Source organism: Pantoea sp. GM01 (assembly GCF_000282675.1).
In the GTDB taxonomy this organism is placed as follows: domain Bacteria; phylum Pseudomonadota; class Gammaproteobacteria; order Enterobacterales; family Enterobacteriaceae; genus Pantoea; species Pantoea nemavictus.
In genome coordinates, this window is the sequence record NZ_AKIU01000029.1 from 134,751 (window position 1) to 147,168 (window position 12,418).

General features: G+C 51.6%; 23 protein-coding genes. 11 read left to right on the forward strand and 12 right to left on the reverse strand.

Annotated elements, in window-relative coordinates; translation table 11 throughout:
• Positions 1-244: 244 nt before the first annotated feature.
• The 12 genes from PMI17_RS08285 to PMI17_RS08340 all read right to left on the reverse strand — a co-directional run bounded on the left by PMI17_RS08285 (position 245) and on the right by PMI17_RS08340 (position 7,033).
• Positions 245-643 carry an antiterminator Q family protein gene (locus PMI17_RS08285; protein WP_007888153.1) on the reverse strand — a complete coding sequence of 133 codons (399 nt, stop codon included), beginning with the start codon at positions 641-643 and terminating at the stop codon, positions 245-247.
• A gap of 24 nt (positions 644-667) precedes the next feature.
• On the reverse strand, positions 668-1,672 hold the full coding sequence (locus PMI17_RS08290) for a DUF968 domain-containing protein (RefSeq protein ID WP_007888154.1): 1,005 nt from the start codon (positions 1,670-1,672) through the stop codon (positions 668-670).
• Positions 1,669-2,034 carry a RusA family crossover junction endodeoxyribonuclease gene (locus PMI17_RS08295; RefSeq protein WP_007888156.1) on the reverse strand — a complete coding sequence of 122 codons (366 nt, stop codon included), beginning with the start codon at positions 2,032-2,034 and terminating at the stop codon, positions 1,669-1,671. The genes PMI17_RS08290 and PMI17_RS08295 overlap by 4 nt, the downstream gene beginning before the upstream one ends.
• Positions 2,031-2,300, reverse strand: coding sequence for a hypothetical protein (locus tag PMI17_RS08300; protein ID WP_007888158.1), 270 nt, complete (start codon positions 2,298-2,300; stop codon positions 2,031-2,033). The genes PMI17_RS08295 and PMI17_RS08300 overlap by 4 nt, the downstream gene beginning before the upstream one ends.
• Positions 2,297-2,857, reverse strand: a complete 561-nt coding sequence (locus tag PMI17_RS25615; RefSeq protein WP_007888159.1) for a DUF551 domain-containing protein — start codon at positions 2,855-2,857, stop codon at positions 2,297-2,299. Before PMI17_RS25615 ends, PMI17_RS08300 begins: the two co-directional genes overlap by 4 nt.
• Positions 2,854-3,480: an MT-A70 family methyltransferase gene (locus PMI17_RS08310; RefSeq protein ID WP_007888161.1), complete on the reverse strand. Its 627-nt coding sequence runs from the start codon at positions 3,478-3,480 to the stop codon at positions 2,854-2,856. The genes PMI17_RS25615 and PMI17_RS08310 overlap by 4 nt, the downstream gene beginning before the upstream one ends.
• Positions 3,480-4,313, reverse strand: a complete 834-nt coding sequence (locus tag PMI17_RS08315) for a hypothetical protein (protein ID WP_007888163.1) — start codon at positions 4,311-4,313, stop codon at positions 3,480-3,482. The genes PMI17_RS08310 and PMI17_RS08315 overlap by 1 nt, the downstream gene beginning before the upstream one ends.
• Before the next feature lie 115 nt (positions 4,314-4,428).
• On the reverse strand, positions 4,429-4,839 hold the full coding sequence (locus tag PMI17_RS08320) for a helix-turn-helix domain-containing protein (protein ID WP_007888165.1): 411 nt from the start codon (positions 4,837-4,839) through the stop codon (positions 4,429-4,431).
• A 2-nt stretch (positions 4,840-4,841) separates the two neighbouring features.
• On the reverse strand, positions 4,842-5,816 hold the full coding sequence (locus tag PMI17_RS25580) for a hypothetical protein (RefSeq protein ID WP_007888167.1): 975 nt from the start codon (positions 5,814-5,816) through the stop codon (positions 4,842-4,844).
• Entirely contained in the window at positions 5,809-5,988 is a 180-nt protein-coding gene (locus PMI17_RS24770; protein ID WP_071531045.1) for a DUF4222 domain-containing protein, read from the reverse strand. The genes PMI17_RS25580 and PMI17_RS24770 overlap by 8 nt, the downstream gene beginning before the upstream one ends.
• Before the next feature lie 267 nt (positions 5,989-6,255).
• The gene (locus tag PMI17_RS08335) at positions 6,256-6,786 is read right to left on the reverse strand and encodes a YmfL family putative regulatory protein (protein ID WP_007888171.1); all 531 of its coding nucleotides are present in this window, start codon (positions 6,784-6,786) and stop codon (positions 6,256-6,258) included.
• Between the two features lie 25 nt (positions 6,787-6,811).
• Positions 6,812-7,033, reverse strand: a complete 222-nt coding sequence (locus PMI17_RS08340) for a YdaS family helix-turn-helix protein (RefSeq protein ID WP_007888172.1) — start codon at positions 7,031-7,033, stop codon at positions 6,812-6,814.
• Positions 7,034-7,119: 86 nt separating this feature from the next.
• Here PMI17_RS08340 and PMI17_RS08345 point away from each other — a divergent pair, with 86 nt between their 5' ends.
• The 11 genes from PMI17_RS08345 to PMI17_RS08395 all read left to right on the forward strand — a co-directional run bounded on the left by PMI17_RS08345 (position 7,120) and on the right by PMI17_RS08395 (position 12,387).
• Positions 7,120-7,788, forward strand: a complete 669-nt coding sequence (locus PMI17_RS08345; protein ID WP_007888173.1) for a LexA family transcriptional regulator — start codon at positions 7,120-7,122, stop codon at positions 7,786-7,788.
• Between the two features lie 103 nt (positions 7,789-7,891).
• Positions 7,892-8,047: a hypothetical protein gene (locus PMI17_RS25515; RefSeq protein ID WP_007888175.1), complete on the forward strand. Its 156-nt coding sequence runs from the start codon at positions 7,892-7,894 to the stop codon at positions 8,045-8,047.
• Positions 8,048-8,728: 681 nt separating this feature from the next.
• Entirely contained in the window at positions 8,729-9,268 is a 540-nt protein-coding gene (locus PMI17_RS08350) for a hypothetical protein (RefSeq protein WP_007888177.1), read from the forward strand.
• Positions 9,252-9,413, forward strand: a complete 162-nt coding sequence (locus PMI17_RS08355) for a DUF1317 family protein (RefSeq protein ID WP_007888179.1) — start codon at positions 9,252-9,254, stop codon at positions 9,411-9,413. Before PMI17_RS08350 ends, PMI17_RS08355 begins: the two co-directional genes overlap by 17 nt.
• A gap of 11 nt (positions 9,414-9,424) precedes the next feature.
• Positions 9,425-9,859, forward strand: a complete 435-nt coding sequence (locus PMI17_RS08360) for a hypothetical protein (protein ID WP_007888181.1) — start codon at positions 9,425-9,427, stop codon at positions 9,857-9,859.
• Complete coding sequence (locus PMI17_RS08365; protein WP_007888183.1) at positions 9,859-10,074, forward strand: hypothetical protein; 216 nt, start codon at positions 9,859-9,861, stop codon at positions 10,072-10,074. The genes PMI17_RS08360 and PMI17_RS08365 overlap by 1 nt, the downstream gene beginning before the upstream one ends.
• Entirely contained in the window at positions 10,071-10,733 is a 663-nt protein-coding gene (locus tag PMI17_RS08370; protein ID WP_007888186.1) for a hypothetical protein, read from the forward strand. Before PMI17_RS08365 ends, PMI17_RS08370 begins: the two co-directional genes overlap by 4 nt.
• Positions 10,733-11,008 carry a hypothetical protein gene (locus tag PMI17_RS08375; protein ID WP_007888188.1) on the forward strand — a complete coding sequence of 92 codons (276 nt, stop codon included), beginning with the start codon at positions 10,733-10,735 and terminating at the stop codon, positions 11,006-11,008. The genes PMI17_RS08370 and PMI17_RS08375 overlap by 1 nt, the downstream gene beginning before the upstream one ends.
• A complete protein-coding gene (locus PMI17_RS08380; RefSeq protein ID WP_007888190.1) occupies positions 11,001-11,474 on the forward strand; it encodes a hypothetical protein in 474 nt (157 codons plus the stop codon). The genes PMI17_RS08375 and PMI17_RS08380 overlap by 8 nt, the downstream gene beginning before the upstream one ends.
• 249 nt (positions 11,475-11,723) lie before the next feature.
• Positions 11,724-12,062 carry a hypothetical protein gene (locus PMI17_RS08390; protein WP_007888201.1) on the forward strand — a complete coding sequence of 113 codons (339 nt, stop codon included), beginning with the start codon at positions 11,724-11,726 and terminating at the stop codon, positions 12,060-12,062.
• Positions 12,063-12,126: 64 nt separating this feature from the next.
• Complete coding sequence (locus tag PMI17_RS08395; RefSeq protein WP_007888204.1) at positions 12,127-12,387, forward strand: hypothetical protein; 261 nt, start codon at positions 12,127-12,129, stop codon at positions 12,385-12,387.
• The last annotated feature ends 31 nt before the right edge of the window (positions 12,388-12,418 follow it).

The following is a 12,418-nucleotide window of genomic DNA, read 5'->3' on the forward strand; positions in this document are numbered from 1 at the left end:
ACGAAAGAAGGCCGCTCTATGGCGACCCTCTAAAATATGAACCCTGACGCATTCCGCGATAGTTACCTGGCCCGTCAGCCACAGGGTTAATTTATTACGTGCAAATAAAAACGCCCGACAGCTGGTGAAGCCTCGGGCGTTTATGTCACTCACAGATTATGCAACTGAATCTTGAAGAATAAGAAGTACTGCGTAGTAACGAGCCTTATCAGATTATCAGGCTTTTTACGTACGTAAATACTTTTTATGCACTTGCTCTAAAATCCTCGCGCTGAACATAACGGTCCATCTGCAGCGGTATATCCAGCATCATCAGCATACCATCAACCACGCCTTCAGCTTTCTGAAGTTTCTTCCCAATATGGCCATCAGAGCATTGATGCTTTCTCGCAAGCTCCATAAAGGTTTTTCCAAATACGTAGTAATCGAACAGCAGATCGTGCAGGTCTTCATTGTTCTTATTTAATTTAGCTATGCAGCTGCAAAGCAACATAGCGTCATCATCACAGCATGACTGGCGGGATTTCACTTTCGAAGGAATTAAACCGCTGAAACCGGCCGCAATTGATGACCAGTAAACTTCTTCTTTGTTGCTTGATACCCAAGCGCCCCAGCGCTCAAGTACTAATTGAATATCACGCATTTGTAATCCTCCACGCTTTTTAATTTACCCGATCACGCCGACTGCAATCGAGTGATCGAGGAACCTGAACAGCAGCTCTAACTGACTGCCGTATTTCTCTTCAAATGCCCTCATGTCCCGGTGCAGTTCATTGTGATGCGCCCTGCAAAGCGGTATCACAAATAAATCATGCGCCTTCGTTCCCATTCCCCCCTGACCATGTCCGATTATGTGGTGTGGGTCGTCTGCTGGTTTATTACAGCAGGCGCATGGCTGCACCTTGACCCACCGCGTGTACTTCTCACTGCTCCAGCGCTGCCGCTTTGGCCTCGCCATAAACGACTGCGGCGACTCCGGGTCGGCTTTGATGGTCATCACCTGCTTAACCACCTCTGACGCTTCCTGAATAACTTCGCGCGCGGCGCGTACTGGATTTATATCTGCTTCCGGCATTGGCCCTGTTTCTGGCTTCTCCACCGGCATACGCATAACGCGGCGTGCCGGCGCTTCGGGTATCAGGTCAATGACATCTCTGATGCATGCCCACCAGCACAGCTCTGGCAGCGTCATAAGGTGATCAGCGCCTAGCCCCATCTGGATGCATGCGGACTCAATAATCCAGCGGGAAAGATTATCTGCTGCGACCTCCTCCAGCGGTGCCGGTGCGCCGTTGGCCCGGCAAAAATTATCATGCGTGTAGCACAAACAAACCGCGCCGCGTTCGGTCCGCAACGTAGTGTAATCGTGGTGGTGATAAGAATCTTTTTCATGATGCTGGCAGGAGCGAATTTTTTGCACCCATGTGACGTGTGCCTCCCATCCACCAGCGGCATTGATCACTCTCTCATCACCCAGGAAAGATTTTAGAAGCGGCTCATCAAGCAGAGGTTGCGCGCTATCGTTGATTAATCCCGATGGAAGGTGTGACATGTCACGCGGCATTGTGCAGATAAGCACGCGTTCACGGAACATCGGTATCAGGTCGCGCCCCGGCTTAAGCAGGACAATCCCTGTATTAAACGCAACGTCAGGGGTGAGTATTGCTCTCATGCGGCCACCGCCTGATATTCACTGATCGTCACCTCTGATTTGCCTCCCTTCGTAATTGGACCCCATTCGACTATCAACCGCTTAATCTGCTTGTCATCCACCCATACGCCAGCATGTGACAGGCTATCGAACGCGGCTTTCAGGTAGTTGTCCAAATCGCGCTGGCGCTTGTCTGGCGGGTACAGCATCACTGTAACAGCAACATTCACTGTAATCGGCTTTGGGCGGCGCTTCAGTTGCTGGTATACCGCTGCAATAGCATTGGATCGGAAAGAGCGCCCGGAGGCGCTGATTAATACTCCCTTTCTGGTATTTCTCCAGTAGGTGTTTACGGATGGAGGGAATGGCAGGGTTAACTTCATTCAGCTCCCTCACCACTTTCACGGCAATCATCGCCGCTGGTTTGGATTGCCATGAACTCATTTAGCCATTGCTTAGCCTCATGGCGAAAGTCTTCCCAATTCCCCTCTGCATGCACTACCCGGTTTAAGTTTGAGTTTTTGGTGCAAAGCATGCCGTAGCTAAACCCTTGTTCAAACTCATGATAAATAACATCTAGTGCTAGTTCGGCATCAACCGGAAGCAGTAAAAAGGAATGGTCATCTCGCATGTAATATGACTTGCTCATCCTTCCCTCCCATCATTCTCAATCACCCGATAGGCTATGATGTCGCCATCCCAACCTTTGTGAGCCCATCGCAGAGCTAATGCGATGCTATCTGCGGTATTGCCAGCGCGAGTGCGGTAATCAACCAGAGCATTAGTTTTCACCGGACACTCACCACCACCCCACTCAATCCAGCCATCATTTTCAATCTGACGGTAAGTGTCAGTTGTGGGTTGCACTTGAAGTGGCGCAGGCAGCTCATGCCAATGTGTTGGTACCCAAGATGCGCCGGGAATAAGCCAACCCTCATTGCTAGCATCAGGATGGCCGTGAATGAGTGTCGCCCATTTTGTTGCCCACTCACGTCCGTACCAACATCCAACCAATACACCCTTTTTGATTGGCGGCATCCGCTCACTACAGCTAATCCACTCTCCCTGCTGCTCCAGCACTGGCAGCGCAATCTGGTATGCCTGTAAATCATATTCGTCGCGGATCGACATTCCGGGTCCTTCGGAAGCCATCCATTTGAAACCTTCGATAACGCTCTGGCATTTCTCAACTGTAAGCTTTCTCATGCCACCCTCCCGGCAATCAGTTGCACGCTGCTGTCACACTGGTTGCCCCAGCAATCCCAGCCCTCGGCGGCGGTACGCGCAAACAGCTCAATGCGTGACACGTCACCATAAAGTTGCTCCAGACGGTTTCTCACTTCCCACGGCTTAGCGCTATGTTCGCCCAGACATGAATACACAACCTGCTTAACTGATGCGCTGGCGCGTTCCAGTCCGGTGCCGCGAGTTGCAATCAGCACATCCTCTGTATTGCTGCGGGTGTGGTTGCCGCCGTTCATGCGGGTTTCTGCGTTAAGCATGTCCAGCAAGTCGGTGAAGTCGTGAATGGTTTGCTCGGTCAGCGCGCGGTTGAAACGCTCTTCGGCGCGCTGGTTCATCTTCACCCAGGTAAAGCCCTTCATTGTGCGCACACGGAATCCCCAAGCCTCAGCCAGTTCGCGCGCCTCCTGGTTATGGGTGCCGGTGTACCACATAGCCAGTACGGCGTTTTCCTCAGCAAGCGCCCACACGGGCAGGCGCTTCAGGTCAGTCATCGCCATGGTGTTGTAGTGGTCAGCAGCAGCGCCATTGCTGGCGCTGTTGTTGTATTGCCACGGTGGATCGGCGTATATGAGCTGGAAAGGCATTACGCGCCCTCCCCATTCAGATAGTGGGCTTTGGCTTCTTTGATGATTGCCATTGCTTCCAGCGCCTGAAGGTCTGTTTCAAAATCGAGGCTGATGGCGAAGGTTTCCTCAGCAAGTTCCGCTTCACAGTTTTTTGCAATCAACTCCACCAGTTTGTGCATCTTAGTGGGGCTGAATTGCGGCATCGCTGCGGCGCGGGTAAGTTTCTTCTTGCCGCTGGCTTTGGCCTTTGCCAGACCTTCTGCGGCAATAGTCCCTGCTTTGGCACCATGCTCTCGCGAAAGAGCAACGGCGGTAGTTGCGGCGACTTCGTTACGCTTCACCATGCCAATCAGCTCATCACCGCTAGCCAGGAGTGCCAGGTGCTGATCGACGTCAGCAACTGAACGCTTAACCTTCTTAGCGATTTCGGCCGGTTCCCAACCCTGATTTTTCAGGCGCTGATATGCGGCGGCACGTTCCAACGGCTCAAGCGCGCGGCCCTGACTGCTCGTTACCATGAAGGCGATGCGCTCGGCTTCGTTGCCAACGAAATCTTTGCACTCCAGGCGGATTTCATGGCCTGCTTCCTGCGCCAACTTCGCGCCATGCCAGCGGTGGTGACCGTCGATAACTTTCACGCCCTGCTCTGTAACCTGAACTGTCAGAGGTGGAACATTCTCACCGGCAATGTAAGCATCGCGGAATTCTTCGACGTGAACCTGATTGATGTCGCGAACGTTGTAACCAGGTTCGATATACAGCTCACTAACACCCAGCAGGTAAGTTTTACGTACCGTGATGTCGGTTTCGTTGTTGTCTTTGTTTTTGTAAACCTGAAGCAAATTGCTCATGCTGTTTTCAACTCCCATACGAGGGCAATAACTAAACCGGTAATCATCAGGACCGCCGTGCGAATGCCGCGGTAGTAATCTTCATTGCGCCAGTAGTGCGCTTTTATGGCTGCTTTCACTGGCGTTTACCCCGCACACAGAAAGGATCGGGCGCTGGCTTCGGGTCGCGCTCTTTGGCCTTCGCCACACACATGTTTGCCCGGATTCGCGCTTTCTCACGTAGCCCAGCCTTGCGGGTTGCCTGCTGTGCCTGCTGCCATACATTGGCCGCACGGTTCCACCAGTTGCGTTCCTGCAGGCTGTAAGCCTTGTCGCAGAGGGCAATGTATTTTTCGTCACCTTCGCCAGCCGGTTCTGCTGTGAAGTAACGCGCCTCAGCGTCGCTCCAGACATCACCAACAGCGCTCATCACTGGCAGTGCAGAAACTACGGTGCTGCGGGTGCGCCCGATTGCTCTGGCGATCTGCGCCGGTGTCTGACCGGGGAAAGCCATCAGGTGAGTAAGAATCAGCGTTTCAGTATTCATAGTTACCCCCGGAAGCCAGCAGGAATGTCGTAGTCAGCGCTTGGAATATCGGTGATGCTGCGTTGGCCACCAGCAGAGCTCAACTTGATAGACAGGTCGTCCCACTTCTCACGAAGTTTTGAAGGGCTGAGCACGTTGCGGCACCAGAAAGGATCACGCTGCACGCGCCCAAAAAGCTCGCAAATCTGGCGATGCGTTCTACCGTCTCGGCTGCACATCAGACGCACTTCATTCGCCCAGTCGGCCCAGTTGGGTTCTTTCGGCTTGCTGACTTCTCCATCGGCTTCGGCGGCTTTTTCGTACATGCTGACGATGCGGGACCAAATCCATTTTGCGCATTTGAGGTCTTCAGCAGAGCCCCATTGACGTTTGGACGGGCTACTTACAGCAGCATCAGGATTTGGATCGCTAGAATCGTCAGGTTTCGAAGAAACCGGACTAATAGGTTTATTAGTCTGTATGTCTATGTCTGTTTTAATGTCTGTATAGAGAAAAGATTCCGCGACTTCGCGGTTTCCATGAAACGGCGACTTAGCGTTTTCCATTTCGCGGCTTCGCGGTTTGGATGCCGTGACTTCGCGCTTTTGAAGTCGTGACTTCGCGGTTTCTGATTCCTCATTGAAAATTAAAGAAATTAATGTGTCACCATCAACTTTGTAATGCATCGTTGGCGTACCGTTTACTTTCCTGACTGATGTCTGTATCGCTGCCGCAAGATGGTTCTTAACGAGCTTTTTAACGAGGCGCTCAGTCTGGTCTTTACTCAGTCCACCAGCGTCCTCTCCCAGCTCCTCATAGGTTTTATAGAACCAACCTTTCTCATTGCCGAAAGCGGACCAGAACACGAGATTATTCAGTACCGCTGCCAGCGCGTGAGCCTGTTGCTCGCCACGAAAGAAATTGAGATACGGGCGAGGTATGACGATCATGTTTTTGTGCCCAGACATGGCCTGGACGACCTCGAATGTTTTACTCATCTGGAGCCTCTATTTCCCTGAAGTCGCGCTGGAACTGGTGCAGAGGGCAAAAGCACTCGCCATATTCGTAATTATTCCGGAGGTAGATAACGCGGCCTGATTCCGGCTCCCACCTGATAACTCGAACGGGAATACCACGGCGATCTTTGAACCATCGATCAAGTTCACGCACTGGTCTGCCTCCGGTTGACGGTAAAAATCATTCCAGGCGCTCTGCACTACCAAAGGTGCAGCTGGCTGGTAGTTGTTAGCTTCACCAGCAACGCGTAATATCTCCTCATATCGCAAGCCTGCAGCATCCACGCGGCAGCGGAATTGCACTGATGGTCTGACTTGAATTAAGCTGTTCATGTCGTTACTTCTCCACGCAAGTTGATTTGACGATGCCGAGCGCTCCGGTCTGCAAACTGGGGCGCTCAACCTTTCTGCTTTACCCATTTCATAATTCCTGAGCCTGTATCTGAATTCCTGCTTCCGCTTTGCGATGAGAAATAAACAAGTCAACGGATTGTTCTGACACGCCTACGCCATACAAAGCGAGGAAGCCAAGAAAGCCATGTATCTGGCCGCGCATTTTTTGATGGAATAACCCCGAGAGTTTTTTAAGCTCCTTTGGGTCAATCACACCATCAGCTGCTGCGTCTTGCTTAGCGATAGCCAATTTGCCGGCAGTGGCTTTGTTTTCCATTTCAATGTCGAACAGATCGACCTTGTCGACTTTCTCAACGGTAGATATGTCAACGAGCGTTAGCCCCTTGCGGTTCGCAAAGTATTCCGCCAAGTAGGCTGTACCCGAGATGTCCTCCATTTTTTGCAACTCATCTATTGTAAAAAAATGGCTATTGCACTTGCGGTACATGCGGTTATTGAACTGATCCATGGTCATCCCTAGCGCTGATGCCATGCTGGCGCGATTACCTGGTAATGCCTTGCACATCTGGTTGATAGCAACATTCATGGTGTCTACCATTTCGTAATTCCTGCTGTAGTTCTCTTTAAGATGCCGGGCGAATAGAATCAGCTCCGGGGTAAATATCTGGTCTCAGTTCAGAACGAGTTACCGCACCTGCGGTTTCTTCTTCCAGCTTCTGTGCCAGGGTAAAACCAGCTTTCTTGTGACCGGTGAAAACAAGTCTCAAATAACCGGCGCTTGAACCAACTCGCTTGGCTAAATGAGACCGCTCTTGTTGCGTAAGTGAATCCCAATAGTGTTTCATGATGTACCTCCTGAGTACATTCTACACATATAAAATGAACCTACAAGGTACTTGTACCTATTTGGTACATCCTTTTTAATGGCGTTATGAAAACAATCAACGAAATAAGGCGTGAGAACGCTCGAAAGCTGCGGGACGGGGTGGGCGGAAATTCCTACTTCGCTAACCTTATTGATCGCGAGCCAACACAAACCAGTCGCTTTTTGGGTGACAATGCAACCAAAAACATCGGCCCTGATATGGCACGCCACATTGAGCGCTGCTTTGATCTGCCTGCGGGATGGCTTGATCAGGAGCATAAGCCAAGCGAGGTTGCATCTGCCAAAGAGGTAACCGATACTGAACTGAATTATCAAATGGTTCCCGTCATATCCTGGGTTCAAGCAGGTGCATGGACGGAGATCGGTTATTCAGAGGTTGATATGAGCGTGGCAGAATCTTACCCATGCCCAGTACCTTGCGGCCCAATGACCTATATTCTTCGCGTTGTAGGCGAGTCTATGGTTGAAGAATACCGCCAGGGGGAAATGATTTTTGTTGATCCAGAAGTGGTGCCAATTCACGGGGATGATGTAATTGCCCTTATGATTGACACTGGAGAGACAACCTTTAAGCGCCTTGTTGAAGATGGGAACTCAAAGTATTTGAAGGCCATGAATAAAAACTGGCCTGAGCCTTATGTGAAAATTAACGGAAATTGCACCATCATTGGCACCGTTATTTTCTCAGGTAAGCCTCGCAGATTTTCCCGCTAGTACTGACCAATTCCTAAAACCTGCTTCGGCGGGTTTTTTTATGCTTGACAATGTACCTGCAAGGTACATAATGAACCCATCAGAAACATTCAGGGAATATGTCATGAAGATGATTAAGCACATGGCCAACACCAGCTTACGGGACTTGATCACCTTCCTGTACCTCTTCCCTGATGCCGAACTCATCTGTGATGCAGATACCGGTGTCATGACGTTTGAATGCTGTGAAGTAGAAGTGGAATACAAGGCTGTGTTTTGAGTGTTTGGGCGATTTCTCCGGGGCTTTCAACCTTTCAGGAGAGGGAAGATAGTGTTCGACCGGTTTAACCGCCACTTTTTCACAACGTTGAGAGCATTTGACGGGCGCACCGAGCCGCGTCACAGAGGCGTTAAGTGCTCTCAACGTTGTGGGGGATCAGGTAATACGGAACAGTTCGGCGCTAAGCGCCAATATGGCCAACAAGACCCCATGGAACGGCGGGGAATCGTATAGGCCTGTGAACACAACAAACGGGGGCAGCACCGAAAAAGTCTGCCAGTTCGTAAGCTGCGTGGTGGCGCAGTTACCCGAACCGCGCTGGCTGGGAGGTCAGCACACAACGGTGAGAGAGCTGAACAACAGGCGAGAACCGGCTAACCCGTAATGCCATCCGGTCGGGCAGCTCTCTCAACCATTGTGGTGAATACGGCTATGCGCTCGTGGAGAACTGGCCCAAACGATAACGCGATCGGTTGAGTCTGAAAGTCTAATACCGCTCTGGCTATTGCCAGTTCGTCCAGAGCACCGGGAGGCACCCGGCACCGCAATACCTTTCAACGTGGAGTAACGAGGCTACAGGTTTTGCAGAACCTGTCAGCCAACTAAACGAATCCCTCAATGATTTATTGCCAGCAATGGCAAGGGATTCGTGCAAACAAAAAACAGCGTGGAGGTCATTTAATGACTTGGATTTGCACCAACAGCCAGAAGCACTTCAGCTTCGTTGATCCGGTTCGTGAGGCTATCTGCATCGAAGATATTGCCTGTGCATTGTCGAATATCTGCCGTTTCACAGGTCACCTCGATCAGTTCTATAGCGTTGCTCAGCACTCAGTGCTTTGCAGCAGGTTGGTTCCGGCTAAGTTCGCCTTCGAGGCACTGATGCATGACGCAGCTGAAGCTTATATCAACGATATCGCGGCTCCACTCAAGGCGATGTTGCCCGACTACAAAGCGATTGAACACCGGGTTGAGATGGCTGTTCGCCACAACTTCAACATTCCGGTCCGCATGTCTGAATGCGTAAAGCACGCTGACATGGTGATGCTGGCTACCGAGCGCCGCGACTTCGATCTGGACGATGGCACCGTGTGGCCATGCCTGGAGGGTATTACCCCAGCTGATTTCGCCATCTTCCCACTGACGCCTAAGCAAGCGCGTGCGGAATTCCTCAACCGTTTTGATGAGCTGTGGAGAGAGCACAATGAAACATCCGCATGATCACATCGTAGTGGGCATCGTCACCCTGCCCTACAGCATCATTTTAGCCGGCTGGATTATGCCTGACGGCTCAGTGATCAGTAACCCAATCGCAGCGCAGGCAGCTGCCGAGCGCCTTAACAGCGCAAGTCGTACCGTTCACTGAGGGCCACCAGCATGACTAACAAAGAACTCGTGGCAGCTGGTCACGCTTTAGCTAAAGCTCAGGGCGCAGATGCGCCACTTACAGAGATAGCGAAACTGGTTTCTGACCTTGCGATTCGCCTTGATGTAATGACTGTGTGTTCTGACGTCTTGGCTGCAGAGAATGTGGCGCTGAAAAATTACATCGATGGCGAATGCTATATCGAGAGCAAGCGAATTGGCGTCTACACCTGCGCCGGCATCAACAAACCTGAAACCCCAGCCACTGACGCCATCCTCAACGCGGTGCGGGCTGAGGGTGTCGAGATGTTCGCGGAGCAGCGTGCTGAGCTCAGCGCGAAATATTCTCGAAACCTTGATTCCATGCAGGCAATTCAAAACGATTGGGCCGCCTGTCATGCGCGGTTGTTCGCTGAACAACTCCGCGCCGGTAAGGATGGTGAGTGATGGCTAACGACCTGACAACCTCTGATCGTGAAGCTCTTTTAGCCATGCCTGACAATGATTGGTTCACGTTCATGGATCGCTGGAGCAGCCGAGTTGATCGCGCTCAATATCGGCTTGACCGGCTGGAAAAAACCGGTCACCTCGAACGTCGAGTAAGTGGTGAGTATCCGAATTTGGTCAGTCATTACCGTAAAACTTCAGGCGGTGCAGCATGAAAGAGCGTCCAATCATCTTTAACGCCGAAATGGTTCGTGCAGTTCTGGAAGGCAGAAAGACGCAGACGCGCCGGATCATCGTACCAAGCATGCGAACCGCTGACTCGCAATTTGAGTTGCACCAGCAGCCTGATGGTTCGTGGCGACCAATGCACACTTTCAATGAAGGCTCATTTGACAGCAAAGGCTGTGAGCGACCAATTAATTGCCCGTTCGGTGCAGTAGGTGATCGCCTGTGGGTGCGTGAGACGTGGCAGGCAATCCATGATTCATCTGATGAGCATGGCAATGTCGATGAGCGCACCTGGATGCCGTCCATCATCAAGGAGTCAGACAGCTACTGGCACCCCATATATGCAGCATCATGGGGTAATGAGGATCGGGAAACTCGCGATTTCCCCTGGCGGCCTTCCCTTCATATGCCGCGCTGGGCTTCCCGCATAACGCTGGAGATTACCGGCGTTCGTGTGGAGCGGTTGCACTCCATTACCCTAGGCGATATTTGCAAAGAGTTTGGCTGTGGCCTTTATGACTTCCGACCTGCCACATATGGATTTCAGGTATGGGAAGAACTTTGGCAATCAATCTACGGAGAAGAAAGCTGGCAGGCTAATCCGTGGGTGTGGGTCATTGAGTTTAAGCGCGTGGAGGGTGAGTGATGGAAAAGTTATGGCTATGGTTCGGGCTTAGTCGAGCTGCGTTTTTGGTTTTGCCGAGAGTCGGGATGCATGCAATGCCTAATGAATGGCAGGAAAAAATGGCTGCACTTCTAACCGAATACACGAATGCAATAGACACAGGGGCGTTTGGTGTTGAGTCGTGCGTGGTTCGTGCAACCGACAGAAACGGGAAATTAGCGCCAATGCCGGAGGAACTTCTCAATTATCGTCACCCCAGTGCGGACACTATTGCGGAGTTAAAAAATCATGACTAACAACCAGCAACTTGCAGCACATTGCCGCGACGTTATCGCCAATCCGCAAGACCATCTGGATTGGGTGGTGGATATGGCTAGGGTGGCTCTTGCCGCACTCACCCAACCTGCAAGCCCGGTTTTGAAGTTGCCTGACTCAATCACTGAACTTCCATGTGATGTGCGTCTGCCTAACGTTACCTACCGCAAGGGCATACATACAAGAATGCTTTTGGAGGGGTTGCAGCGCCGCGCGGAGTATCCAAGAGAAGATGACGAACCACACACAGCACAGATAGAGCCTTTATGTGCCACAGGTGGTGCAGAGTGGGTGAAAGAGGCTGAGCATTTGGCGGAAATTTATGGCACCAGCTTCGTGATGTTCCGCCATGGTGAGAAGCCACAGTGCGCCGATCCGACAAAGGTGATCATTACTTTCACCGATAAAGGGCTGGGCTATGAACCAGCACCGCCGGAGGAAAAATGATTAAGGTGTTGAAGGTTTGCTACGGTTGCGGTGGACCGGTTCTCTACGCAGGGTTCGGTTCGATACCCAAAATACCCATGTGCGCAATATGCCGCAGTTCAAGTATGAAGCCACGCTATGTTTATCTGAACGGCTTTGACTGTGCATTACCGAAATATGACATCAACTCACCAATGATTTTGGATAGATTAAGGCGTGGCATACCTGTTGTGCTTCCAGTCGATTTGATTATCAAATTTGGGGGAGCAGATGCCTAAGTCACCCGCAGAACGCAAAAAGGACCAGCGCGAACGTCAGGCCGCTGCCGGTGAGCAGAAACTGGAGCTGGTTCTGGATAGTCAGGAGCTGGCAATGCTCGATTATGATTGCACCGCGCGCCGCCCGGGCCGTGAGCCATACAGCCGCGAAGAGCTGGTGTCGCTGATGATCCGCAAATATCACGCCGAGCTGCTGGCAAAACAGGAAGAACTGAGCCAGCGCCAGTGCGGCAAGTGTGGCGATCAGCTGCCGGTGCAGGATTGCCCATGCAAAGGCGAGGTAGCATGCTGGGCTAATCGTGGATGGCATGAAACCAAATTAACGCTGTGACATGTCACGATAATAAACAGCCCTGTTATACTGTTCGCATAAACAGTGTTTCGGGGCTTTTTTTATGCGCACATTCTCAACTGCAGGTTACAAGTTCTACATGCTGGATCGGGGTGAGCGAGCGCCAGATCCATACAGCAGTCGTGATGTTGCCGGAGCTTACCTCATCTGGCCGCGCAAAAACGGCAAGTGGGACACGCGGATATTCCACCGTGGGCAGTGGACCGAGTTTACCGATCGCCAGTTCGATACGGAGAACGAGGCGTTCAACTTCGCTTACGACCACTACGGCGCCACACAGAACAGATTTACTCCGCGAGATTAATGCCGCCGCCTTTTGGCGGCTTTATTTTGCG